We start from the raw sequence: 26128 nt of genomic DNA, 5'->3' as shown, positions 1-26128 counted from the left end.
TCCGATTTTTTTACCATTATCGGGTGCCATAAACGACAATGGTTTTACCGTGAGCGGAAATCAAATTTTGTGCTTCTAGCATTTTAAGGATACGTCCTACTGTTTCACGTGAGCAACCCACGATCTGACCAATTTCCTGACGGGTGATTTTAATTTGCATACCATCTGGGTGGGTCATAGCATCAGGTTGTTTTGCCAAATTAAGCAACGTTTCTGCGATACGCCCGGTAACATCCAGAAAAGCAAGATTACCCACTTTTTCGGAAGTAACCTGTAAGCGTTGCGCCATTTGTGCAGATAAGCGCGTCAGAATTTCTGGATTCACCTGAATAAGCTGCCGGAATTTTTTGTAAGAAATCTCAGCAACGTCACAAGCGCTTTTTGCTCTAACCCACGCACTGCGTTCTTGGCCTTCTTTTTTAAATAACCCCAGTTCGCCAATGAAATCTCCCTGATTTAGATAGGCAAGGATCATCTCTCGACCCTCTTCATCCTTGATCAGAACCGCTACTGAACCCTTTACGATATAGTAAAGCGTTTCGGCCTTTTCACCCTGATGAATCAAAGTGCTCTTCGATGGATATTTGTGGATATGGCAATGAGACAGGAACCATTCAAGAGTAGTGTCTGGTTGTGGCTTGCCGAGAACCATATGCGGTATCCTCTGTTATTATTGCAGCCTAATATTATAGCCTGATCATCATCAGGCAAGTATATAAGAACCTGTTCGAAATCTCTTGTACTCGCCGTTTTTTGGTCAAATAATTCGTCAAAAATAAGCTTAAAATGCTCATCGACTCCCTTTTTGTTGTATATAAAGAATAAACTGCGCTTTTTCGCCCATTTTTTCTTCGTCTGAGCACAGCGAAAAAGATTTGCAACAGGCTCTCAGATCATAGATTAAACTGTTTTCTTCTTTTCTAGCAGACGCTGCACGAGCGGCGCCATTATCAACTCCATCGCTAATCCCATTTTACCGCCAGGCACAACTAATGTATTAACATTTGAGATAAAAGAGCCTTGTAACATCGCCAATAAATAAGGGAAATCAATGTGATCTAAGCCACGAAAATGGATAACCACAAAACTTTCATCCAGCGATGGGATCGCTTTGGCAGAAAAAGGATTAGAGGTATCTATCGTGGGTACGCGTTGGAAGTTGATATGGGTAAGGGAAAACTGGGGAGTAATGTAATTAATGTAATCGTCCATAGAACGTACCACTGAATCCATTACTGCTTCACGAGAATGACCACGTTCATTGGTATCCCGTACCAGTTTTTGAATCCATTCCAGGTTAACAATAGGCACCACGCCAACCAACAAATCCACATATTGGGCTACATCGTATTCTTTGGTGACCACACCACCATGTAGCCCCTCGTAAAACAGCATGTCAGTCTGTGTCGGTAGAGCCTCCCAAGGCGTAAAAGTCCCTGGGATCTGTTTATAAGGCATAGCTTCATCATAAGTATGTAGATATTTACGTGCTTCACCGCTTCCCTGTTTGCCGTAGTCGGCAAAACTCTTTTCTAGCAGACCAAAATCATTGGCTTCTGGACCAAAATAACTGATATGACGCCCTTGATCGCGTGCTTTCCGAATCTCTGTATCCATTTCCGGACGAGTATAACGATGAAAACTATCACCTTCTAATTCGGCGGCACTGATATTTAATTGTTGAAATATTTTACGAAAAGCCACACTGGTAGCCGTCGTTCCTGCGCCACTGGAACCCGTGACGGCGATAATGGGGTATTTGGCTGACATAATAATTTTTTCTCCATAGGCGGGCTCCTGCCGCGTTGCAAATGAGGTCTAATGCTATTTTTCAGGATGATTCTTCGATACTGAAAGTGCTAACGTTACTTTGTGTTCGTGGCATAATATTGATGGTTTCCTGTACTTCAGACCACACCACTAACGCTTCTCCAATGATCAACTGATGACGAACATCGGCCACTTTTTGCTCTAGTAAAAATTCCTGCTCACCATAATCTGTACCTTCACGTAATACAAAAGCCTCAATTAAGCTGTCTAGCGTTTCACTGTTGATGTGTTGCCAAGGGATAATCATTATTAGCATTCCAGAGAGAAAAAAATCAAGTAGTCTACTATCGAACCATGACCTATTTAACTGCCACTCAATAGACGCCTAATATTAACAAATCCAACCTCACAATAGACCTCTTTCGAAAATTGAAAGCCGAAGGCTACTTGAAACCGTAGTTTGTTATGTGAAGTCATGGTACACAGCAACCTGAGTTAACACAGAGACACATGAGGATTGCGAGCAACACAGGATCCAGATCACGTGAGCCTGTACAAGATTCTGTGTAACTGCCGATTCCTCATAAATACACTGATAACCGTTCAGGGTATTCGATCATAAAGTGATTGAGAGCCTGACGCCAGTTTGGTATCGGCATTGTCCACTTTTCTGATGCAGATTCTATTGCCAGATAAATCACTTTTAATGCAGACCCATCATGTGCAAATATTTTGCGTTTTTTTATGGCTTTACGTATCACACTATTGAGTGATTCTATCGCATTTGTTGTATAAATCACCTTGCGAATTTCGTCGGGATAAGTAAAAAATGTGGATAGGTTATCCCAATTTCTGCGCCAAATTTGTACCAGTGTTGGGTATTTTTCACCCCAGCGTCCTTCAAAACTATCAAGCTCTTGCAAAGCATTTTCTTCTGTAGCGGAACGGTAAATGAGTTTTAGGTCGGCACAGAGTGCTTGTCGATCTTTCCAACTGACGTATTTGACCGAATTACGGACTAAATGGACAATGCAAAGCTGGATTTTTGTCTCAGGATAGACCGTGTTGACAGCCTCAGGAAACCCGGTTAAACCATCCATACAAGCAATTAATATATCATTTAAGCCCCGATTCTTTAACTCGGTCAGAATCGATAACCAGGTCTTTGCTCCTTCCGTCTCCGCTATCCACAAGCCAAGGCATTCCTTATGTCCTTCCATATTGATGCCTAGCGCGATATAGACAGATTTATTGATAACCCGCTTATCCTGGTGAACTTTAACGACAATACAATCCAGATAAACAATCGGATACAGATTGTCCAGTGGGCGACTACGCCAGGTGGTTACTCGGTCAATTACCGCATCAGTGACTTTAGATATCAAGGTTGGCGATACCTCAGCATCATAGATTTTTTTAAAGGTTTCGGTAATTTCCCGTGTGGTCATGCCTTGAGCGTAAAACGCTAAAATGTGATCGTCAAAATGGGTCAGCCGAGTTTGCCCTTTTTCAACCATTATCGGGGAAAACTCGCCGTTACGGTCACGGGGCGTTTCTATCGCTAATTCACCGTACTGAGAGGTAATATTTTTTGCAGAATAGCCATTACGACTATTACCGCTGCCACGTCCTTCAGCCGCATTTTTGGCATAACCTAGGTGATGTTCCATTTCAGCACCTAATGTCGCTTCTACTGTCATCTTAACGAATTCATTGAGTATCTTGTTTAGATCAGATTCAGTTTTAATGTCTTTTACCAGCGCCTGAGCTACCTGACGTAGCTGAGATTGTTGCGGGGTATCCGGTAATTTATTCTTTCTTACCATTGTCTATATCCTATTCACAAATTGTTTAAATATAGGCAATTACACAATTTTCAGGACAGGCTCAAACGAAAATGTCATTGGTATGATTAAACGATTTAAAATCGTATCAGATCGTTATCGAAACAGGCGAAAACGGTTTGGATTACGATTTAATCTGATTGCAGCAATTTATAACATGGAAATTAGATAAATCAGAGTTTCCGAAGAGGTCTATTGAGTGATCTCCCTTGGTAAACGTTCTAAATCCCGCTCCTTTAGCCAGCCCTCAACTTCATCGGCATACCATCCAGTACGACGAATGCCAATACGAATAGGCTTAGGAAAATCATGTTGTTTCCACATTTCATCAAAGGCACTGTCTGCGGAAATACGTAGAATGGACTTAACTTCTTTCTTCAGTAGTATTTTACGATCTAACATTGACATCTCTCTATTTTCCTTGAGTAAACGGGATGACCAGCGGATATAGATAGGATTGATCTTTTTTTTATAGATTGAAAGAAAGAGGGGGGCTTAATAAGCCCTCTCGTCTCTTAATGCGCTATTGTGTTCTTTTTTTTATCACTTTTATCTCTTCACACCATCGCTTAATAGTATCTTTATTGAACTTATGGTTATAACCCGCCTCAGTCACATAAGCCGACAATATGTTTGCCGCTTGCGTATAATTAGCTGAAAGAGTGCCGTGTGTTTTCTCGTAAAGAGTGACAATGGCTATTTTACAGGTTGTCGATAGTCGACCCGTGTTGCTAGTACTAGCTTGGTGACGACGTGAAATGATGGCGTTAGGAATGGGCTTCCCTGTAATCTTAAGTCGGTGAATTAATGCCTTTCGCTGTAGATAAGTGATAGAAAAATTCTGATCAGTATTAAAATAAGCGGCGTCTCTCAACGCTTTTATCACGGACTCCCTTTCGGTTTTTTCAAATTCTTGATAGTCATCAAAAGGCAGAGGATTGAAGGGCTTACGATAAAGTGCCACAGGGGGAAAGGGTGGCACTGCCTTTAATTATTCGGCACAGATAAGAATGCGCTTCGCAGTGATTTAAATAGCCTTCAGTGATAAAAGCATCCAACACAACACTTAAATCCATGTATGCAAACTCGGCGTATTCGTCAAGGAATGAATCGTTCATTAATTAATGCCTATTATCCATTTACTAATATGAAACACACATCGAAAAGTGTCAGTTAATATTTGAGGCCAGTATTTTATGCATGAAAGAGAAGGGGTCTACAGAAATTAACGTAAACGTCTGATGGCAACATCATGCTTTGACTATTTTTCCTTATTCCATCTTGTTATTATTTAATTCGTAATCCTCTCACGCCTTCGGCGGCAGTAAATTTCCCTGTTGCAGCTTGTTCAACGAACTCACCCCACCAATCCATCAATACTCTGCGTTGTTCCAAATAGGTGCTGCGGTTGTAGGCACTACGTACTTTGTCCGTATCAACATGTGCCAAGGCTGCTTCGATCACATCTGGAGCAAACCCTTCCTCATTGAGAGTTGTACTGGCAATGGATCTAAATCCATGTGCCACCAATATGCTTTTATACCCCATACGGCGTAAAGCCATATTCGCCGTTGTGCTATTCATTGGTTTTAATGGGTTCTTGAATGACGGGAATACGTAAGGCCGGTGTGCACTGATCGGCTTCATAGCTTCTAATACCGCCAGTGATTGGGGAGACAGTGGAATCACATGCTCACGGCGCATTTTCATTCTACTTGCTGGGATCGTCCACGTTTTATCTGCCAGATTTATTTCATCCCAACGAGCAGTAGCGGCCTCCGCAGGTCTGGCAATGGTCAATAATTGAAATTCTATAACTAATCTGGTTTGCAATTCTATATTAGCGACGGACAGTGTACGCATGAGTTCTGGCAATTTTTCCGGCCTAATTGTGGGCATGTGCTTTACTGTAGGATTTTCAAAGACCTGACTAATCTTCGCGGCAGGGTTTGCCTGTATCAACCCCGCATTAACGGCATAGTTCATCACTTCATTAATACGCAGTGTAACCCGCCGTACTGTTTCTAATCGACCACTAGCACGAATAGGCTCCATTGCTTGTATAAATGTTTGTGCGGTTAGATTAGTGATAGAAACCCCTTCCACGTAAGGGAATATGTTCTTTTCCAGTGATCTCCATATGTTATTAAGTGTATCTTCGGTCAAACCCTTTGATTTTTTTACTGTGAACCAATCAGCAGTAATTTTAGCAAAAGTATTGTTATTAAACGCTTTTTCTTTCTCTTGTTGCTGTCTTTGTTGTTCCTGAGGGTCGATTCCTTGTGCCAAGAGTGCTCTTACCTCCTCTCGTACACGTCTTGCTTCTGCCAGCGATAAAGTAGGGTAATGTCCTAGTGTTAAAGTTGTCCGCTTGTTCGTTGTAGGATGGTAGTAGCGTAGACGCCATGTTTTAATGCCTGATGATTTAACAAACAGCAGTAATCCACCACCATCGTATAAAGATAAATCTTTGTTGGTTGCCTTTGCCGCTTTCACTTCGGTATTAGTCAAGGGTTTTGCTTGTATTGCCATATTAATCACCATTAATAGGACTATGGGACTACCTATTTTGGAGATTAAAAAATAGAGTCCCAAATCTAGTCCCTAAAAAACAGAGTATAACCATGCCACACTCAAAGATAACAGGCAACAAAAAACCCGCAAATCTAGTTAGAGTGCGGGTTTCTTTAAAACCACAGTCAGTAAAAGATACTGGCTGATATAATGCTTGGTGCCCGGACTCGGAATCGAACCAAGGACACGAGGATTTTCAGTCCTCTGCTCTACCGACTGAGCTATCCGGGCAACGGGGCGCATTAAACCTCATTGACGTTTCAGCGTCAATGAGTTTTTCTTATCAAGGAGTCAGTTGCTTTTTTTTTGGGCGTAACTCATGCAATACATTGACCGATTGTGACAGTGACCCAACAGATGAGTTACTATCGTAGATACTGATCAGGATTTAAGGATAATTAAGTAGTGAGTGAATTAATTCATGATGGGATAGAGCGTCAAGCTTTGTACACTTTTACTGAAAACGCCTACCTGAATTATTCCATGTACGTCATCATGGATCGGGCGTTGCCGTTTATTGGTGATGGGTTGAAGCCGGTACAACGCCGCATTGTCTATGCTATGTCGGAGTTGGGACTAAATAATAACGCTAAATTTAAAAAATCAGCGCGGACCGTAGGTGATGTGTTGGGTAAATACCATCCGCACGGTGACAATGCCTGTTATGAAGCGATGGTGCTAATGGCACAAACTTTTTCTTATCGTTATCCGTTAGTCGATGGACAGGGAAACTGGGGAGCACCCGATGATCCCAAATCTTTTGCGGCAATGCGTTATACCGAATCCCGTTTGTCAAAATACGCTGACGTGTTGTTGGCTGAATTGGCTCAGGGAACAGTGGACTGGATCCCCAATTTTGATGGCACCCTGCAAGAGCCCAAAATGCTGCCTGCCCGCCTGCCTAACATTCTGTTAAACGGCACGACCGGTATAGCAGTGGGTATGGCTACCGATATTCCACCCCATAATGTGCAAGAGATCGCTGACGCTGTGATCCTGTTGATCGATAAACCCACAGCATCGTTGGAAGATATACTAAGCTGTGTACGAGCACCTGATTTTCCCACCGAAGCAGAAATCATTACCCCTGCTAATGAGATCCATAAGATTTACCAAAGTGGTCGCGGTTCAATACGTATGCGAGCGCTATGGAATAAAGAAGAAGGCAATGCTGTAATCACCTCTCTGCCGCATCAGGTATCTGGTGCTAAAGTGTTGGAACAGATCGCCAATCAAATGCGTGCCAAAAAATTGCCGATGATAGAGGATTTACGTGATGAATCTAATCATGAAAATCCTACACGTTTAGTTATCGTTCCTCGCTCTAATAGAATCGATTTGGAATCGGTGATGAATCATTTATTTGCCACCACCGATCTTGAAAAAAGTTATCGTATCAATATGAATATGATCGGGCTGGATCGTCGCCCATCCGTCAAAGGATTATTGGATATTTTGAACGAATGGTTAGTCTACCGTCGTAATACGGTGCGTTGTCGTCTGCATTATCGTTTAGAAAAAGTGCAGAAACGTTTGCACGTTTTGGCAGGTTTACTGATTGCCTTACAAGATCTTGATGACGTGATCCATATCATTCGCACGGAAGATGACCCCAAAGTTGTACTAATACAGCGTTTTACACTTTCGGAAATCCAGGTTGAAGCGATCCTTGAACAAAAACTTCGTCAGTTGGCTAAGTTGGAAGAGATAAAAATCGCAGATGAGAAGGATGAATTAGCCAAAGAGCGGGATCGACTGCAGGAATTGTTAGCATCAGAAAGTGAATTAAACAGCTTATTGAAAAAAGAAATCCAAACCGATGCTGCTAAATACGGTGATAAGCGCCGATCTCCCTTGATCGCACGAGGAGAAGCCAAGGCGATGAGTGAACATGATATTGTGCCTTCTGAATCTGTCACCGTAGTGTTATCTAAAATGGGCTGGGTGCGTAGCGCCAAAGGGCATGAGATTGATCCCAGTGGATTAAGTTATAAAGCCGGTGACGGTTTTTGCGCTTGTGCTCAAGGTAAAAGCAACCAACCCGTGGTGTTTATTGACTCTACGGGTCGTAGTTATTCGCTTAATACGCTGGCGTTGCCTTCCGCTCGTGGCCAAGGAGAGCCGCTCACTGGCAAATTCACTCTACCTCCCGGAACCACCATCGAACATCTGCTTATGGCTGCCGACGATCAAAAATTGTTGATGGCCTCTGATGCAGGTTACGGTTTTATTTGTAGCTTCAGTGATCTTGTCACTAAAAATCGAGCAGGTAAGACATTAATTGCGTTGCCAGAGAATGCCAGAGTCTTACCACCACTGGAAATTTGTGATTCTAACGATATGTTGCTATCAATTACCGCTGCGGGACGGATGCTGATGTTTCCGGCCGCCGACTTGCCTACCCTACCGAAGGGGAAAGGCAACAAAATTGTGTCTATTTCATCGAAGCAAGCAGCAGCGGGCGAAGATCGATTGATGTGGCTATTGATATTACCGCCTCAAGCGTCGATCACACTGTACAACGGCAAACGTAAATTAACCTTACCGCCGGAAGAATTACAGAAATTTCGCGCTGAACGTGGGCGTAGAGGTTGTGTATTGCCACGTGGCTTAACACGAGTTGATCGAGTTGATGTCTTAGGTAAATTATCCTGATATCTATCCAGGAGTCCACCATTCGAAATGATAATTATTAGGAATATCCGATGGCTTTTCTTGATCCAACTTTGCTGATTTTACTGGTGCTCGCTACATTAGGGATCTTCAGCCATAACATGCCATTAACCTGGGCAATTTTGACGTTGTTTATCGTCCGTATCACACCCATGAGTCAGTTTTTCCCTTGGATTGAAAAATATGCTCTCACTCTCGGGATACTGATTTTGACCATTGGGATGATAGCCCCGATTGCCAGTGGTAAGATCAATGTCAATGATATTACTCACTCTTTTCTTCATTGGAAGCCTCTTTTAGCGATTGTCGTTGGTGTGGTGGTTTCCTATTTAGGCGGCAGAGGTGTATCACTGATGACCAATCAACCTTCAGTGGTCGCCGGATTACTTGTCGGGACGGTTTTAGGTGTGGCGTTGTTCAAAGGGATTCCGGTAGGGCCGCTGGTTGCTGCTGGTTTGCTTTCATTGCTGATTGGTAAGCAGTAAAAATGGCGAAACAGTCACTCAGTAAACAGAAGTTGGTAAGCGAGATTGGTAAACAATAAGATAATCAGTCCATTATTTTACAATAGTCAACAGCAGATGCAGCAACAAGGTGTCCGCCGTTTATTTGTTATCAGTGGTGATGCTGACTGGTGTCGGCAACAGGCTCGACTACTGGGTCAATCGTTGCCTGGCGATTGGCAATGGATCAGTGAGATGGAAACTCAAGTGAGTGCCATCCCGGCTATCGCCGCCAAAAAATTGCTGGGACAAGAAAAAATGCACGCTGTATTTGATGCCACCATGGCACTCAATGTCGAAGCCTTGGCGATATTAGCGGGTACTTTGCGTGCCGGTAGCTGGTTACTACTGCTAGTGCCGAAGTGGCGTCTTTGGCCGCAGCTAACGGATAAGGATAGTTTACGTTGGAGTGAACAACATGATCCCCTTGCCACTCCAAATTTTATTAATCATTTTCAGCAACAACTTTTGGTGGATAAAGAAATCGCTTTTTGGCATCAGGGACATCCTTCCTTTATCCCTAGAATGCAGACGCGGCCTGAGCATCGATGGCAGGATGGTATGCCGACTTCGGAGCAACAGACTATTTTGCACCGATTAATGCGAGCTAAAAGGGGTGTATGGGTACTAACTGCAGCACGTGGACGAGGTAAATCCACACTGGCAGGTATGTTAATTGCGCAATGGCAGGGGATTTGTTGGATAACTGCGCCGAGTAAAGCTACGACCGAAGTATTGTGTCAGCAGATACGGTGCCAGAAAACAGATAAACCCGTGGTGTTTTGGGCACCCGATGCTCTGCTAAATTTTTGTCGTCAGTACAGTGTCAGTCAGGTGGATTGGTTGCTTATCGATGAAGCAGCAGCGATCCCCATTCCCTTGCTCTCCTCGCTGCTGAAGTATTTCCCCAGGATCCTACTAACTACCACTATCCAGGGCTATGAGGGTACCGGTCGTGGTTTTTTGCTGAAATTTTGTGCCAATCTAACACAGTGGCATCATCTGATCCTCACCGATCCTATTCGCTGGGCGGTTGATGACCCACTGGAACGCTTTTTAAATCAAACATTGTTGTTTAATGATCCTCCTCCTACAGTCGTTAACTCTAGTGTAAGCGTGCAGATCCTGTCTTGCCAACAACATGAATGGCGCCTGAAACCGCATTTACTACGCTGTTTCTATGGTTTGTTATCCAGCGCTCATTATCGTACGACACCACTTGATCTACGACGCTTGATGGATGCGCCAGGGATGCATTTTACTACCGCTTTTGCAGCGGGATCACTGATTGGGGCGATATGGCTAGTGGAAGAGGGTGGCTTAGATAGTCAATTGGCGCGAGATATTTGGGCGGGACGTCGACGACCAAGAGGCAATTTAGTTGCACAGTCGCTAGCTGCACACAGTGGACAATGGTTAGCACCGACTCTGCGCTCTCGCCGTGTTAGTCGAATAGCCGTAACGGCAATATGGCGGCGACAAGGGATTGCCAATCGTATGATACAAGAAGAGAAAGAATCTGCACTGCAACAGAAACGAGATTTTTTATCTGTCAGTTTCGGTTATAACGATGAATTAAACAGTTTTTGGCAAGCATGTGGTTTTAAATTGCTGCGAATAGGTGACCGTAAAGAAGCCAGCAGTGGTTGCTATACCGCGATGGCAATATTGCCGCTAAGTAAAGCAGGAGAGATCTTGTGTCAATCGGCACAACAACAATTGGCACGGGACGGAGCCTGGTTACAGGCTTGGTTACAACCTTCGTTACAGCCACAGCAAGAATATTTTTTACAGCAAGGTAAAATTGATCAATCACTCAATGATGATGACTGGCGTGAATTAGCCGGTTTTGCCTATGCTTACCGCTCACTGGCGACGAGCTTGGCGGCTCTACAGAGATTGTTGCTTAGTAGTCCGCTACCATTACCTATGCTACGCCAGCATTTACAACAGCGGTTATCGACGATGGAAGTGGTAGCAAGTCGCAATTTGAGTGGACGCAAGGCGTTGATGTTACTCTGGAGACAGGAGGTTCAACAGGCATTGCTAGCGTTAGATAAGGCACGTAGCGATATTTGGAAAGCGTGGGCGATAGATACTTCCTATTTGTGAATTAAGACCGCAAAACATATAAAGAGTCTACCTCTTCTTTTGAGTATACAATGTGAAACTTGTGTCTAATGTTAAATAGAGCATTTGGTGAAAAGCTAAGAATCTGCAATAATCGCCCACTGATTTATTCTATGTAGAGATATCGATGTTGTACCCGATTAATGAGATCTTTCAGTCGTTGCAGGGAGAAGGTTATTTCACTAACGTTCCGGCAATTTTTATACGGTTACAAGGCTGTCCGGTAGGTTGTAGCTGGTGTGATACCAAACACACTTGGGAAAAGAAAAACGACCGAGAAGTTGACCTACAACGTATCATGGTGAAGAACTCAGTGAGTGATGATTGGAGTAATGCCAATGAGCTACAGCTGTTGAATGTCTTGCAGGAACAGGGATACAGCGCCCGTCATGTGATCATAACCGGTGGAGAACCTTGTATTTATGATCTGGTGCCGTTAACCGCAGAACTAGAAAAAAATGGCTATCGTTGCCAGATCGAAACCAGTGGTACTCATGAAGTACACTGTTCTGCTGCAACCTGGGTGACGGTATCGGCAAAAGTCGATATGCGCGGTGGATTGAAAGTACTTGAGCAAGCATTACAGAGAGCTGATGAAATAAAACATCCCGTTGCGCGTGAACGGGACATTGAGCAGCTAGATGAGTTACTGGCTAAGTTACACGATGATAAAAAAAGGATCATTGTGTTACAACCTATCGGAAAAGAAAACAAGCAGACAGATGGGGCAACCCAGCTCTGCATTAAAACCTGTATTGCCCGTAATTGGCGATTATCTGTACAAATGCATAAATACTTGAATATCGCTTGATACTTCTGTTCTTCTAGATTCATTCACCTTTATATATGCAGCCTGCTGAACAGGTTTCTTTTATTATCACAGCACTGAGTTCAGCAAGTTCTGGTTTAAGCTGTTTCCAAATCCAACTTGCTAATATTTCACTGGTAGGGTTCTCCAGGCCGGGAATATCATTCAGATAATGATGATCCAAACACTGCCAAATGGGTTGAAATGCCTCTTTCAGTTTAGAGAAATCTATCAGCCAACCTTGATGAGGATCCACTTCACCCGTCACTTCTAGCCGAACCGTAAATGAATGACCATGCAAACGCCCACATTTATGGCCTTTGGCAACATTCGGTAGCCTATGTGCGGCTTCAAATTGAAAATCTTTAAACAAAGTGGTGATCACAATTTCAGTCTTCCTTTGTTAGAACCTGTTCAAAATCTATTGCGCTTACTGATACTTTGTCAAAAATGCGCTCAGCATGCTTATTTATTGACCAGGATCCAAGATGATGCTTTTATCATTTTCGATGGCTTTATCACTTCCAAAGCATCAAACCATTTTTCGTTATCCTTGTCAGATTTTCTGCCAAAGATTCACCATCAGGAAAAATTAGCCCTGATGCAATATCCGCTAGAGGGTAGAGCATAAACTCTCTTTCTTTCAGACCGTAATGAGGAACGACAAGGCGCTCGCTATTTATGATGTGATCACCGTATAACATGATATCCAGATCCAATGTGCGAGCTCCCCAGCGTTGTTCTTTTCTAACTCGCCCCTGCTGAAGTTCAATAGCTTGAGTATAATCCAGCAATTTTTCTGCCGACAAGAGAGTGTCCACAGCAACCACAGCATTAAGATAATCTGGTTGTTCCTGTGATCCTAAAGGTTTACTACGATAAAACGGCGAACATTTTATCAGTTCACTACATGGCAAATTGGCCAATGCCTTCAATGCTGATGTAATTTGCTGCAGCGGCTGTGCCAGGTTACTCCCCAAGGAAATATAAACTCGGATCATAGCGATTTTGCTACCATTTCTTTACGGTATCTGTGTCTCTGGTTTGTGGAACGACGGAAGTGGTATGGTGCCACCGCTAAGGTTCCTAGCATCAATTGCTGCTGCTCCGGCAGCCCTTCCTGAAATTCGCTCCACCATTGACTCAGGCTCTGTAATTTATGGCTTTTTTCTGTTTCGGCTCGTAGCACGAGTAGATCATAGGCAGCTCGAAATTTCGGATGTTCCATAAGCTGGTAAGCACGTTTCCCTTGACGGAGAGAAAAGCGTAACTGCAATAACCAAATGTCTTGTACCATCATAGTGATGCGTTTCGGAATAGCTAATGAACGGCTTACTTCTTCCAGTACATTATCTATCGCCAAAGAGAAAGCATCACAATAGGGTAAACCACTTTCCTGTTTTAGCTTTTGAGTACATTCAACCAACGGGTACCATAACATGGTCGCAAATAAAAATGCTGGATTGACCCGCTGATCATGATGCAATCGATAATCGGTATTTTTCAGTAGCTGAATTAAAATACGTTCCATTAATGAGTCATGTTGCTGAGTAAAATAGCGAGAAACCAGCGGGAATAGCGGTTGAAAAAGCTGGTATTCACAGAGTTTTAAATAACTTTTATAGCCATAACCGCCCTGTAATAATTTAAGGGTTTCTTCGAATAAACGAGCCGATGGAATTCCGCTCAATAGTGGAGCCATACGCGGGATAGGTTCAGCCGTCTCAGGGCTGATAGTCATATCCAGCTTGGCAGCGAAGCGCACGGCACGCAGCATTCGCACAGGATCTTCCCGATAACGAACTTCAGGATCACCTATTAAGCGAATAACCCCTTTTTTTAGATCACGTAGACCATCAGAGTAATCTCGTAGTACGAAATCTGAACCTCCATAGTAAAGGCTATTTATCGTGAAATCGCGACGTTGCGCATCTTCTTCAATAGAACCGAAGATATTATCTCGTAATAGCATCCCATTTTCGGTCTGCTGTGAAGAGTGTTCATCACCATTTTCATCATGATGACCACGGAAAGTTGCGACTTCAATAATTTCATGACCAAATATGATATGAGCCAAACGGAAGCGACGTCCAACTAAGCGGCAATTATTGAATAACTTGCGCACCTGCTCTGGTGTGGCATTAGTTGTAATATCAAAATCCTGTGGCTTTTTACCGAGCAGCAAATCACGAACACCACCACCGACTAAATAAGCCTCATAGCCAGATCTATTCAAACGATGAAGCACCTTCCATGCATTATCGCTGATATCTCTGCGAGCAATGTTGTGCTTACCACGAGGAACCACTGTCATTAGACACTTTTCCTCAGGCAGCCTCCGCGCAGTTGCCTGGCTGGCAATTTTATCTTCAATAACAACTTTACTTTTGCAGATCAGGATCTTGCGGCAGAAATTGGCGACTCGGGTAAAAATGGTACACCTCGATAGTGACGAATAAAAAAAGTTAAACAACGATAACACCCTAGCCTGTCATCTGCTTTTCACGTATTTCAGCCAAGGTTTTACAATCAATACACAGATCAGCTGTGGGTCGCGCTTCCAAGCGGCGAATACCAATTTCTTCATAACAGACATCACAGAAGCCGAAGTCTTTATCTTCGATTCTGTTCAGCGTTTTTTCGATTTTCTTGAGCAACTTACGTTCGCGGTCACGGTTACGCAGTTCGAGGCTAAATTCTTCTTCTTGTGCCGCCCTGTCAACAGGATCAGGAAAGTTAGCCGCCCCGTCTTGCAAATGGGTTACAGTATGATCGACTTCACCCCTGAGTTGATGCCGCCATTCTGTCAGGATCCTTTTGAAATGAGCCAGCTGATTAACATTCATGTACTCTTCACCTGGTTTCTCTTGGTAACGTTCCAACCCAGCGTTGGCGAGAATGCTCAAGGGTATGGTTTTATGTTTCTGCCCTTCTTGCATGATGTTTCTCCTACATTCATACGCACTGTATTCATACGCATTATTGAAAACCCCAAACAGGGGAAAATCAGGCCGCTATAAATAACAGATGAAAGATAAATTGGCAATTATTCCTGTTACTGGCTTAAGAAGTGTAGCCAATTATTTTTACTGTAGACTACCGTGCTTACGTCAGCAGCTCTATTAACGGTGATAACGGTTCTGACAATAGCCATTTTTTTGAGGGTCTATTCGAAATCTGTTGCACTCGCTGATGTCCAGGCAGACAACCGATCCCAATATAGCAGTTAGATGTACTCTCTGCCCGAAACAATTTGACCACAGCAATAGGTCTATACGGCTGTCTTCATTAATATATTTAATTTCTTATTACTCATAATTGTAACTAATTGATTCAATAATAGACTTTTTGCATAACCTACTGCGTGGTGTGAGAATGATAGAGATAACCCAGCCGAGATACTCTACAGTGCAATTTACATTTACCTCCATTCAAAACGACATAAAATAAGTATGGTAAAAAAGCCAGGGACGGTCTAGATTTAGCGTATTGTCATGGAAGCGTTATATCAAGCAGATTAAGGATGATTGCTATGCCAAGAATGCAGGCTTCAACAACAGTTCACCCCTCGACGGTCTCACAAACCCCTTATGTACCCATTTACTATACTGGTGAACAGGCCACTGAGATCCATGTTTTTAAACAGTCTGCAAACTATCCTCAATTTAGAAAAGAATATGAGCAGGCTATTGATAATATCATTAGGTTCTATAACCAACATAGTCCGGATAAAGGGCTTAGTGTTATTACATCGGAACATGGGATCAAGGCCACAGTAGAGGAAATGTTAACGCAATTCAAAGCTGAACTGTTTGCCGGTAACGTTGATGTGACTTATCTGCATAGTCTTTATTCAGCAAAACAACATATGGAAGAGATTGCTCAACTTCTTGTAGAAAGAGACAAAGAAGGTAAACGAGAGGCAGGAATAGAGAGGATAGAAAAACAACCGGTAGAAGAAAGGGACGTTCCTCTCGAAAAAAAACTGGATGAAATTTGTGAACTGGCAAAAAAAATTAAGTGGTGTGGTTCTGGCGTTAAAAGTTATATCTTGAATACTAAACTCAGCCTGAGTACTCCATTTGGCGATCTCTTAAGCAAAATGGATATCGTTAAATTAAAAATAGCAAGTCGGGTGGTCACTGAGTTTACCAGTAGTGATGCTATACCCGTCTATTATAGAGCCGGTGTACACACTTTTAATTTTTACCTTGATCGATTTAGTGAAGAACTTAACATCCCTCGCAGTCACGATCCACACGCACGATTTATGCCGATAGACTCACGAAATTACCTGGCTTGTCAGCAAGCGTTAATGGCTGCCGTAACGCCCTATAACCTGACTTATGAGCTGGCTATGCATTATTTGCACAATCTGCGTAATATCTTCCCAAAAAACCCGTCCGACAAAATGCCAGAATTTTCTTTAATACGGGATACTGTCATTGCTTTGCAACCGGGCTATGGAGAAATCAGCTTATCTTCTCTTATCGAGGAAGCCGCAGACGGTGGCTATCAGCTACGGCAAGATATGACTTTACTGCAGGTGGACATCGCCAGACAACTCTCTCAGCTCTCACGTTCATTGCCTAAAAACCGCTGGCCAAGCTGGTCAATAGAAACATTATACGATGATAGCAGGGGGAATAAGATTCAGCGGATAGGTGACTTATTTTGGCGAGAAGAAGAGGGTGAGTTAAGCCCACTGGATATGATACATCTCAAGCAATACAGCCACTATACCGATCAAATTGCTTCTGGGCAGATAATGCGCATTCTGGGGAAAACCAGTGAGCAAGATGCGCAGTGGCTAAGTCAACTTAATCCTAGATATCTACAGGCAGCAGAGCCGAAGGAAATTGCCTTGTTTTTCTCAAAACTGGGTGACGAGGAGAGTATCGCCTATGCAAGACGCCATAGTGGGTGGTTCAAAACACTGGCAACTAATCCATTAATGCCGATTCTATTAAAACGCCCAGGTGATCAACTGGCTAACATTCCGGCTGATTTGTTACAGGAAGCGTCCCCTGCAGACCTTGCTTTGTTTTTCTTAAAATTGGGTGATGAGGGAGGTATTGATTATGCGCAACGTTATATTGAATGGTTTAAAACGTTAGCAGTCAATCCATTGATGTCGGTACTCTTAACACTGCCTAATGAGAAGCTAGCCGACATTTCTGTTGATTTATTGCCAACGATGAACACGGCAGAAATATGCTATTTTTTTGAGCAGCGTAACAATTATCGTGCTGCAACTTATATCCAAAATTACGTTACCTGGTTTAACAGTCAATATCAGAATATATCCTATGATGTGGCAGATCCTTGGACTGCCCAGGATATCGAACCAAGGCGTCTACTGTTAGAAATAATTATTAAGCAGGCCTTGGCAGCGCCGCACAGTCCCCCCATTAGTCATGCAGGTATTCTGGGTAATTTATTGATTTGTGCTATCGAATATGAAGATAAGTACATGGCTCGTTTATTGCTGCAACGAGAAGAAATCGGTTTAAAGCAGATTCAGTATGGGCATCGTGAGAATCCTTTATTTTTGGCACTAAGGAAAAACCAAACCGAATTAGTCACCCTATTGTTAGCTCGGCATCCATTAGCAGATTATCAAGATCCCGGTCGTTATAACGTGCTTTATCATCCAGTCGCACACAAAAATTTCGAGATACTTAGAGAACTGTTGATTGCCGGTGCTGATCCGGATGAAAAAAATGTGTTGATGAGAGATTTATTTAACACGCGTGTCGCGACCAAAACCACGATTTTGGAACAGGCTGTTTTGTCAAAAGACAGCAGGATGGTGAAGATATTACTGGCGTATCAAGCCAAGGATGATTCCGCTAATGCATTGATGCTTGCCATCGAACAAGGAAATATCGAAATGGTTAGAGCGTTGGTAACCTTAGAGCGCCCACCTCCCTCCAACCCAGACCAATCCAACATTTACCATCGAGCGATAGCTTGTGCACAGCGAGCCCCCAATTCCCCAGCCGTTATCAGCATTCTTCAACGGGAAAAACATAATTTAACATGGCCAAATAATCTGCCGGATCATGCGACTTCAAATCTATTTCGTTACCGGGTATTTTCCATTGCTGAGCTAGATGAACCGGCAGTAATATCTGGTCAATTCTATAAAGATATACAGAGTTCTCTTGCTAGATTAAACGATCCACTGATATCCGATAGCGAGCAGATCGAAACTGCTTTCATTTTGAAAAACCAGATACAGTCTTATATTCGTCGGTATCCGAATTCTAAGCGTAATCCGGATTTTTTAACGCTCAATTATCAAATCGATAAGGTGTTATTTATCTCGGATGAGCAAAAATCTGTCAATAAGGGGATCCTTGATATTGCACAAACACAGCCGGCATTGGCGGCGGATGTGTATCAGATGATATTTAATGAGTCTCTTTATGTTCGACCCATTTTAATGGATTTTATTATCCGAGGGATGAAAAAAAATTATTACTTCATGGTAACCCAGGGAATTTCTGGTGCACTGCCGGATGAAAATAATCTGGGCTTTGGCGTCATCTTCCACATTCCACTGACCGAGAAATTTAAAGATTTTGAGACTGCATTATCAATGGCGCAAGAAAAAAGGTTATTAAAGAAAATTGCGGTTGATAGAGTAAAAAGATGGATCCATGTGGGCTACACAGTTAAAGAATTATACGCATTAAATTTCCATCAAAAAGAGGCAACACAGGCTATTGTTCCCCTACTGCTTGCACTCCATTCTGACCATAATCATTATAATGATGAACATAAGGTGTTTGATAAATATGCCAATAAAGAGTATGTACGCAAGCAGCAGAAAGCAGGTTTACTGCGCATAAAACAAACTTACCACAGCATTTACCATACCAATATAGCGGCTTGGGATAAGCAGTATTCATTTGAATCTCGGCTTCAGCTCAATCAACTACTCCATCAACAAACCAGCGTAAAAGGGCGGTTCGCTCTGCTGCTTGAGGGGCGTCAGGGGTTGTTGATGAACCTGCAATTTGGTTTGTTAGATCGGCATGATCTTATTATTCCACAGATTGATACACTGAAAGAACTGGGTGTCACTACCCTGGCTTTACCTCTGCTCGGCATAACACAACCGTTCATCGATGATTACCAGCGTACCAGGCAGATGCCAATGTATTTACAAATGATGTTACATCATGCTGGTCTGGAAAGATTGTTTATTGCTGCCTGTGAAAAAGGGATGAACGTCATTGCGCTGGGCAAAAGAACTTCTGCTTGGAACACCATGTACAAAAAAAGTATGGTAAATAATCTGGCGGAGGAAAAACTAAAATCGGTGCCTAAAGGTGAAAAATTCATTGTCGTCGCTGATGATACGCTTTTTCTATCTAATCCTGGTAGAGGACGTTTCTTACCAGGTATTGCTCACCGTTTGGGATTGCCTGTAGTGGGTATCGATGAACAAAACAGGTTTTATATCCGAGCCGATGATCTCTCGCAGCGTGGTGTTTATGACAATGTGGGAGATGCTTATCACCAAGGATTAAGTGATCATCATTCTCACTCAGCATGGCGAAATAATGATGTGGACGGATGGAGCCGGGCAACAGTTAATCTGGTTAGCAACCACACCAATACGCGATTTGATGGCCAGCTTATTCTTCAGCTTGAAGATGACGTCGAAGTCAGAGACGCGGCAGCAAAATTGGCCGGAAAGCATCCAAATAAATCGGTGTTTGTGCAGCTCGACAGTGAGGGCAACTATCGTGTCATCTATGGCTCCTTGCGGTGGCTGACCGGTAATCTGCGCTGGCAAGTGGTAGGGCATGGCCGTGGCGGTGAAAACCATATTAATCATCAAACACTGGCCGGGTATAATCCTGCTAGCTTGGCTAAAAAGATAACACAGCTTAGTACTCAATTGCATGCTAACTATGGTATCCATGCGGTGCCTAGCTACGTTAGCCTTGTAGGATGTTCGTTAACTGACGAAAGCGGACAACCTGGCGGTTATGCTAAAGAATTTGGCATATTACTGGCTAAGCAAGGTATCTATGCCGACATTGGTGCTCGCAGAACGAGGCTGACTGTCAATGAGCTCGGCCAGAAACTCACACCACAGGGAGCAGGTGCCTGGCAGGATAAAATAGGTGATGACAAGTTAGTATTCAGTTGGAATAAAGACGGCCAATTAGTCTCAGCCAGAAATCTGGCCGCACGCTTAGAACGTGCCGTCGTGTTGATAGATAAGCTGGCGGCGGGAGAGGTGAAATATGTTGCACTGGATGACCAGCAACGCCGTGATCTGACGGATTCTTTTCATGTAACAGAACACAGCTCAGGCACGTTAGCTGAAAAGGTTTTGGACGTAAAACAATTAATGCTAACTGTTTTTGATAGTAAGTACCATCAGTGGTGGCGCCACCAGGTTGATCAACTTTTACAACTGCAAGGTATTCACTCACAATTACGTGAATTAAGTGGTCAAGTAGCGCGGCAACAAAGCCAACATTGGAATACCAGCCAGGCAAGCAGCCTCGCTGCGTGGCAGAACGCAGGCATAAAAAATCTCACGTCTGGTGTAGAAATTCAGACACACCTTTCTCCTCAAGGGCTATTTATTAGCAATAAAAGCGCTCGTGCTCAGGCTGCCGCTGCCGGGCTCGGATTAATCTGGCTTCATGCTCACATGTTGGGAACAACCGAAACACAGCGTTTTTTTCAGGGTGTAGTGACGCACGCCCTGATTAACGAACAAAGAGCAAAAGGCAGCCTATCCGATGTAAATTCACGTCAGATTGATGCATTCCGCCATAAATTTAATCAATTGGCATCAATCGATCTCAATAATCAAGCGATCTTTACTCGTCTGCAGGCGCATGCTTCTGATCATGATGGTGGAGAATATCTATTAAAAACTGACCATCATGTATTGATGTTGTCCAGTCGTTATCAAGGTAGGCAACACAGCTATTTTTTGTATGATCCCGCTGTTGGAGAACTTAGAGTGAGTGGCCCTGATGTAGTAAAAAACAGGGAAGTATTGAATACGGTGCTGCAAAACTATCTCGCGGGTAAAATTTACCCATTGGATAACCAAACTCGGGCAGAATATTATGGGGTCAAGCAACAAAGGGGCCAATATTTGTTTGAAACCTACAAAATTAATATTGCCCAGGCAAGAACGACCTATCCCGCGTTGACGGCTCTACAAGTATTGTTGAGCGATTTTCGCCATCCCCCACAATCCCTCCACACACCGCAACTTCACCATCAGTCAAAAAGGCTGGACCGGGCATTTAATTTTGTCTTAAATACGTTCACGTTAGCTCCCCGAATATTAGAAAGTATGCGTGTGACCCACGGTTGGCAACGTGCCATCAAGTTTAGTCACCGTGCAGGTATCGGGATGCAGGGATACGGTTACCTGCGTGGACTTTATGATCTTAAAAGGTATGATGAAAGAGTTAATAACAGTGCCCTTATCCAGCAAGAGATTGCCACACAGCCGGTTGATTTAGAGTTTGAAAGAAATTTTGCTATGGCTTCTTTTGCTTCAAATATAGCGATTGATGTGACTCAATACGGCTTGGGTAAACTGGGCGGCTATCTAGCGAACAGAATGGTTCCTGGCTCTCGTCTGGGCCAGATAGGCGTTAGTGCAGGTTCTAAGTTAGCCAGGTTTGGTGGGCCAATACTAGGCGGATTATCCAGTGGTTTTGATATCTTCCAGGCTCAACGGTTATTCCGTGCCCAGGCGGACATCTTAGACCCCAAAATACGACAAGATTTCATCGTTAGTGGTTCGCTTTCAGTGGTAGGGGCGGCGATCAGCATTGGTAGCGCGATTGCTTTTGCCTTAGGAGGCACGGCTGCTGCTGTCGCCGTGCCTGTTAGCCTGATTATTGGCGCAGGAATGATATTGGGTTCAGAAATCTACGGGGCTGTACGTCAAATAGAGGAGATTCAGCACCATGTGAGTTTGGATTTTATGGAAACCTTGAGCAACGGTTGGCGGGTTTTCACTGGAGAAGGACTGGATAATAGGGTACAAAATAGGATAAGTTTTAGTCAAGCAAAAAAGCTGGCTCGTCAGGAATATGACCGCCTGCTCAGAGAGCAGTCCCGGAAGATACTGTTGTCTAATAGAAATATCGACGTTCTTTACACCACTCGTGGTCAGATTAAATTGCAACAACATTATTATCGGAAAATAGTGGCTAAAGATCTGGCGGGTAGAGAGCACACGATACGTGATCACATTCTTGCCAGTGAAAATGCCAAGGCTATGGTGGCACCCTCCCTGTCTGAATATTTATTACAACATGCGCATAATCAGTACCCACCCAAACTTGGGCCACCCTCAGTAACCGACAGTGACTACCTTTATTACACCCCTGAACAACTAGTGGGTACCGACGACACTGTTGATGATAGTGGTCATCTTTCTCACCAGGTGCTTAAGGCACGGGTTGCTAATCAGTACCAAACAGTAGGTCAATTTACTGATCCTAGAGGCAAAAAACTCAGAGTACAGATCAATAATCACAATCCTATCTATTACAACATAGGTGATCACAGTGTCATGGGGGATTTTAACGGTGATGGTTGGCGTGATATCGGTTATTTTTCTCTGCAGGGATTTTATCTGTTACTGGCCGATAAAAAAGGGGGTTATGGTCAAGCCCAGCGGATAGGGCAAATTGAAGAGATCGAATCGATCTATCAGGATGCAGCAAAAAATCCAATAAAACCACGGCTTTTTGTCAGAGATATCAACCATGATGGCCGTGATGATATTGTTATCAAAGCCGGTAAGCTGAAGCCGATTCATATTTTATTAGCGCAAGAAAATAACGGTTTTATCATTAAAAAACCTAAGATGAGTTTTCCTTCTCTATGGCAATTGCGAGCAATAACCGTCCTGGCGGATATTGATGGTGATTTGCGTGCTGATTTAGTGTCATTTATCGATGATCATATCAGTATCCATTATGGTGGCACGGATGGAGAGTTTACCTCGGAAATTAGTGTACCGGTATCGAGATTAAATGGGCGCTTGGGACATGACTATATCCACCACCTCTCTGGTGATATCGATGGTGATGGTTGTGACGATATTGTTTCAATTACGCGTGAAGGCCAATTACACATCTTGTTGGGTAAAAACGACAGTTTTTTGTGGGAGCCATTTAAAAAAATATCAAAACAATCTCATCACTCTGTTCAAAAGCTACTGGCTAATTTTGGTCGCCAGCGGGTGCAGTTACATGACATGAATACTGATGGTTATGCTGATCTAGTCGTCATACAGAATGATGGCAGTTATACCATTTCTTACGGGGGAGAAGAGGGAGTATTCCGTGCCGAGATCGATGATACCTGGCGCCAGGAAAATGGCCAGACTGTAGCCTATCGTCCTAATCGATTAGCGGCCGGTGAACAACATATTCTTGGCCTTAACACAGGTAAAGATGGCCAGGCGGTCTTGTTATCTCTCAATAAGCAAGGAGACGTTAATGCGCATACTTTTAGTTCCACTCGTATTAAGGATACTATCGCCTGGTTCCGATTAGGCGATGGTAACGATAGCGCTATCGGCCATCAGCACCAGATAAATCATTTCGATGTGGCGGCAGGAAGAAAACAATTTACCGGTGGGCATCAGGCAGATCGTTTCCTGTTGATGGGTAAGGCGGCGCCAGATCAGCCCAGTGTACTGAATGGGGGAACTGCATTACAAGATCAGGGTGATGCAGTCATAGCAGCGGCTCAACTGGTTGGAACAGAAGGGTATAACATTAACCTCGATGTGGGTTACGCAAAATACCGACACAGTAAAAAAATTATTGCTGAATTACACAACATCGAACATGCCTACGGACATAGTGGCACCAATGACATATTAGTGGGTGATAATGGTAACAATGTTCTCGACGGCATGGGGGGTATAGATACTCTGATTGGCAACGATGGCAATGACATTTTGACGTTACAGGCAGGTATGGCATCGGGCGGCAGAGGAATAGACAGTTATCACATTTTACAAAATAATTCGGATCGAAATGTGACAATAGTTGTGGAAGAAACCCAGAATTTGCCGGAAATTAGCAACATACTACTCGACTACAAAGCAGAGCAAATTACATCGATTACATTACACAAGCAAGATGTCTGGATCAGGCTACGCAATGATGAGGGGCGACTCACCACAGTGGTATTACGTGCAATGTACAGCTCCGTCGAAAATAAGCAAAGAAAACGTCAACATATTTATCACTTATCTAGCCGTGACGGTCTATTAATAACAGAATGGCCAGCTATCATGGAACATAGCTCAGACGGTGGTGGGAGGCTGCCCCATTTAACCGCGCAGTATAAACCTGAACGCGATCGTAATTGGCAGGAGCGTATTCAAGGAGCCAGAGCAGAAAATGTACAGGTTCATCTGACCGCACGTAACAGATGGGGACAGGGGCAGATTAATATCAATATTGTCGGGCATGCCAGCACAATAAATACACCTGTTATTGCGCTTCCAAGTTTTATCCAGCTGGATATGGTAGGCACAAAATTTGTCAATTACTTGGAAGGAGATGATAACAGTAACTACTTATGGAGTACTCACGGCAAAGACCTTCTCGTAGGAAAAGGGGGAACCGATCACTATATGACGGGGCTTGGGAATCGAGAAATAACCATTGACAACTATGACAATGGTGCTTCAAGTGGTGGAGAGCCTGCAGAAGACATCTTGTTGCTACCCTGGCTGTTCAAAGATATCCGTCTGACACAAAAGGGTAAGGATATTGTGCTCAGTCACCGTAATGCACCCGCTCTACACTCTAGCATCCGTCTTCTCAATTTTATGCAACATCGAGATTACCGCCATCTCTGGCTACAGGATGAGAACAGGGTACTTCAGCCGTTAATTCGTAACGATTTGGGTGCGGTATCTTTGGGACAGGTGCAGGTCACATCAGGCGATGACGTCGTCATGGTATATCATGAGACAGTGCTTACCGTTAATAAGCTTAACTTACTGGCAGGGGATGACATTTTTATTGCTCGCAGCATGGGTGGCTATACCGTGGAGGGTGGGGAAGGTGACGACGTGATAGTCATTGAAACAGGTAATAACATCCTGATAGGTGGGAAAGGTAAGGATACAATGGTAGCAGGCAATGAAAATGATATCTATCAATACGCCCGCGGTGATGGCCAGGATATTATTACCGACAGTGGTGGCCATGATAGGCTCTATTTCTCTGACCCTGATATCACCAAAGAGGATATCAGATTAAAAAGACAGGGTAATGATCTCGTTGTGTTGATTGATGGCTTGGATTCAACAAGCAGTTTGAGTGACAGTGTAACGATAAAAAATCATTATTCTCTCTCAGAGAGAGGATTACTGGAGTACAAAATCGAAATAATAACAGTGGGTGCATTTCAGTTAGCTATCAGCAGCATTGACGATCTGTTGATTGATAACATGGTTGAAGCAATGTCGAATTTTCCTTTTTCAGAACAGGCCGTATTTGACATGGGACTGACACAAGCGTCATTTTCAACGACAGATTTTCCAATTGCTGACAGAGAAAATCGTCAAGCATCCCAAGTTTAATTTGATAGAGGATTCGCTTTTTCACTCCTTATTTGATGCTCTTTCCAGAAAGAAACATACCCTGTCAACCCTACAGGAGGGAGCATCTCATTAAAAATTGCCTTGGCACCTCTACCTCGGATTGATGCACAGGGCCAAACAGGTGCCCGAGTTTTCCGTGCACAGTGCGTAGGGGGGGATTTTGCCATGTAGGGGTTCCTGATAA

17 protein-coding genes, 1 tRNA gene and 1 pseudogene are annotated in these 26128 nt (G+C 43.5%); 6 read left to right on the top strand and 13 right to left on the bottom strand.

What is annotated here, in order from left to right; all coding sequences use genetic code 11:
• Positions 1-16: 16 nt before the first annotated feature.
• The 4 genes from crp to AAHH42_RS12390 all read right to left on the bottom strand — a co-directional run bounded on the left by crp (position 17) and on the right by AAHH42_RS12390 (position 3596).
• Positions 17-652: a cAMP-activated global transcriptional regulator CRP gene (gene crp, locus AAHH42_RS12405; protein ID WP_072550292.1), complete on the bottom strand. Its 636-nt coding sequence runs from the start codon at positions 650-652 to the stop codon at positions 17-19.
• Between the two features lie 248 nt (positions 653-900).
• Complete coding sequence (locus AAHH42_RS12400; protein ID WP_072550293.1) at positions 901-1770, bottom strand: phosphoribulokinase; 870 nt, start codon at positions 1768-1770, stop codon at positions 901-903.
• A gap of 61 nt (positions 1771-1831) precedes the next feature.
• Positions 1832-2077 (bottom strand): YheU family protein, encoded by a 246-nt coding sequence (locus AAHH42_RS12395; protein ID WP_072550294.1) that lies wholly within the window; start codon positions 2075-2077, stop codon positions 1832-1834.
• 274 nt (positions 2078-2351) lie between these two features.
• Entirely contained in the window at positions 2352-3596 is a 1245-nt protein-coding gene (locus AAHH42_RS12390; protein WP_342220829.1) for an IS256 family transposase, read from the bottom strand.
• A 64-nt stretch (positions 3597-3660) separates the two neighbouring features.
• Between AAHH42_RS12390 and AAHH42_RS12385 the strand changes: the two are divergent.
• Positions 3661-3786, top strand: a pseudogene (locus tag AAHH42_RS12385) (IS5/IS1182 family transposase); the annotation flags it as partial.
• Positions 3787-3806: 20 nt separating this feature from the next.
• Here AAHH42_RS12385 and AAHH42_RS12380 read toward each other — a convergent pair.
• The 5 genes from AAHH42_RS12380 to AAHH42_RS12360 form a co-directional block, all read right to left on the bottom strand.
• A complete protein-coding gene (locus AAHH42_RS12380; RefSeq protein ID WP_119797434.1) occupies positions 3807-4022 on the bottom strand; it encodes a helix-turn-helix transcriptional regulator in 216 nt (71 codons plus the stop codon).
• A gap of 115 nt (positions 4023-4137) precedes the next feature.
• Positions 4138-4596 carry a hypothetical protein gene (locus AAHH42_RS12375; protein WP_162860024.1) on the bottom strand — a complete coding sequence of 153 codons (459 nt, stop codon included), beginning with the start codon at positions 4594-4596 and terminating at the stop codon, positions 4138-4140.
• Positions 4562-4732 (bottom strand): hypothetical protein, encoded by a 171-nt coding sequence (locus tag AAHH42_RS12370; RefSeq protein WP_205411507.1) that lies wholly within the window; start codon positions 4730-4732, stop codon positions 4562-4564. Before AAHH42_RS12370 ends, AAHH42_RS12375 begins: the two co-directional genes overlap by 35 nt.
• A 169-nt stretch (positions 4733-4901) precedes the next feature.
• Positions 4902-6146, bottom strand: coding sequence for an integrase domain-containing protein (locus tag AAHH42_RS12365; protein WP_342221271.1), 1245 nt, complete (start codon positions 6144-6146; stop codon positions 4902-4904).
• Positions 6147-6343: 197 nt separating this feature from the next.
• Positions 6344-6419: transfer RNA gene (locus AAHH42_RS12360), tRNA-Phe, on the bottom strand.
• Between the two features lie 174 nt (positions 6420-6593).
• Here AAHH42_RS12360 and parC point away from each other — a divergent pair.
• From parC to queE, 4 genes are all read left to right on the top strand, one after another.
• The gene (parC, locus tag AAHH42_RS12355; protein WP_072550883.1) at positions 6594-8843 is read left to right on the top strand and encodes a DNA topoisomerase IV subunit A; all 2250 of its coding nucleotides are present in this window, start codon (positions 6594-6596) and stop codon (positions 8841-8843) included.
• 50 nt (positions 8844-8893) lie between these two features.
• Complete coding sequence (locus AAHH42_RS12350; protein WP_072550884.1) at positions 8894-9346, top strand: DUF441 domain-containing protein; 453 nt, start codon at positions 8894-8896, stop codon at positions 9344-9346.
• Between the two features lie 96 nt (positions 9347-9442).
• Complete coding sequence (locus tag AAHH42_RS12345; RefSeq protein WP_072550894.1) at positions 9443-11476, top strand: tRNA(Met) cytidine acetyltransferase TmcA; 2034 nt, start codon at positions 9443-9445, stop codon at positions 11474-11476.
• Positions 11477-11621: 145 nt separating this feature from the next.
• Complete coding sequence (gene queE / locus AAHH42_RS12340) at positions 11622-12305, top strand: 7-carboxy-7-deazaguanine synthase QueE (RefSeq protein WP_342221270.1); 684 nt, start codon at positions 11622-11624, stop codon at positions 12303-12305.
• A 19-nt stretch (positions 12306-12324) separates the two neighbouring features.
• On the opposite strand, the gene queD is transcribed toward queE, so the two are convergent.
• The 4 genes from queD to dksA form a co-directional block, all read right to left on the bottom strand.
• Positions 12325-12687: a 6-carboxytetrahydropterin synthase QueD gene (queD, locus tag AAHH42_RS12335; RefSeq protein ID WP_072550886.1), complete on the bottom strand. Its 363-nt coding sequence runs from the start codon at positions 12685-12687 to the stop codon at positions 12325-12327.
• A 133-nt stretch (positions 12688-12820) separates the two neighbouring features.
• Positions 12821-13303, bottom strand: coding sequence for a 2-amino-4-hydroxy-6-hydroxymethyldihydropteridine diphosphokinase (gene folK, locus AAHH42_RS12330; protein WP_072550887.1), 483 nt, complete (start codon positions 13301-13303; stop codon positions 12821-12823).
• Entirely contained in the window at positions 13300-14736 is a 1437-nt protein-coding gene (gene pcnB, locus AAHH42_RS12325) for a polynucleotide adenylyltransferase PcnB (protein ID WP_342222077.1), read from the bottom strand. The genes folK and pcnB overlap by 4 nt, the downstream gene beginning before the upstream one ends.
• A gap of 49 nt (positions 14737-14785) precedes the next feature.
• Positions 14786-15241, bottom strand: a complete 456-nt coding sequence (dksA, locus tag AAHH42_RS12320) for an RNA polymerase-binding protein DksA (RefSeq protein ID WP_072550888.1) — start codon at positions 15239-15241, stop codon at positions 14786-14788.
• Between the two features lie 593 nt (positions 15242-15834).
• On the opposite strand from dksA, the gene AAHH42_RS12315 reads away from it, so the two are divergent.
• On the top strand, positions 15835-25923 hold the full coding sequence (locus tag AAHH42_RS12315) for a C80 family cysteine peptidase (RefSeq protein ID WP_342221269.1): 10089 nt from the start codon (positions 15835-15837) through the stop codon (positions 25921-25923).
• Positions 25924-26128: the final 205 nt, after the last annotated feature.

The organism is Candidatus Fukatsuia endosymbiont of Tuberolachnus salignus (assembly GCF_964030845.1).
GTDB classification, from domain to species: Bacteria; Pseudomonadota; Gammaproteobacteria; order Enterobacterales; family Enterobacteriaceae; genus Fukatsuia; species Fukatsuia symbiotica.
This window is presented reverse-complemented; position numbering and strand designations above follow the sequence as displayed.

What these genes read in the sequence shown, in the direction of transcription:
- AAHH42_RS12380 (WP_119797434.1), bottom strand. Translation starts at nt 4,022, where the DNA reads ATGTCAATGTTAGATCGTAAAATACTACTGAAGAAAGAAGTTAAGTCC.
- queE (WP_342221270.1), top strand. Translation starts at nt 11,622, where the DNA reads ATGTTGTACCCGATTAATGAGATCTTTCAGTCGTTGCAGGGAGAAGGT.
- AAHH42_RS12345 (WP_072550894.1), top strand. Translation starts at nt 9,443, where the DNA reads ATGCAGCAACAAGGTGTCCGCCGTTTATTTGTTATCAGTGGTGATGCT.
- AAHH42_RS12315 (WP_342221269.1), top strand. Translation starts at nt 15,835, where the DNA reads ATGCCAAGAATGCAGGCTTCAACAACAGTTCACCCCTCGACGGTCTCA.
- AAHH42_RS12370 (WP_205411507.1), bottom strand. Translation starts at nt 4,732, where the DNA reads ATGAACGATTCATTCCTTGACGAATACGCCGAGTTTGCATACATGGAT.
- AAHH42_RS12400 (WP_072550293.1), bottom strand. Translation starts at nt 1,770, where the DNA reads ATGTCAGCCAAATACCCCATTATCGCCGTCACGGGTTCCAGTGGCGCA.
- folK (WP_072550887.1), bottom strand. Translation starts at nt 13,303, where the DNA reads ATGATCCGAGTTTATATTTCCTTGGGGAGTAACCTGGCACAGCCGCTG.
- AAHH42_RS12390 (WP_342220829.1), bottom strand. Translation starts at nt 3,596, where the DNA reads ATGGTAAGAAAGAATAAATTACCGGATACCCCGCAACAATCTCAGCTA.
- AAHH42_RS12395 (WP_072550294.1), bottom strand. Translation starts at nt 2,077, where the DNA reads ATGATTATCCCTTGGCAACACATCAACAGTGAAACGCTAGACAGCTTA.
- AAHH42_RS12365 (WP_342221271.1), bottom strand. Translation starts at nt 6,146, where the DNA reads ATGGCAATACAAGCAAAACCCTTGACTAATACCGAAGTGAAAGCGGCA.
- AAHH42_RS12350 (WP_072550884.1), top strand. Translation starts at nt 8,894, where the DNA reads ATGGCTTTTCTTGATCCAACTTTGCTGATTTTACTGGTGCTCGCTACA.
- crp (WP_072550292.1), bottom strand. Translation starts at nt 652, where the DNA reads ATGGTTCTCGGCAAGCCACAACCAGACACTACTCTTGAATGGTTCCTG.
- dksA (WP_072550888.1), bottom strand. Translation starts at nt 15,241, where the DNA reads ATGCAAGAAGGGCAGAAACATAAAACCATACCCTTGAGCATTCTCGCC.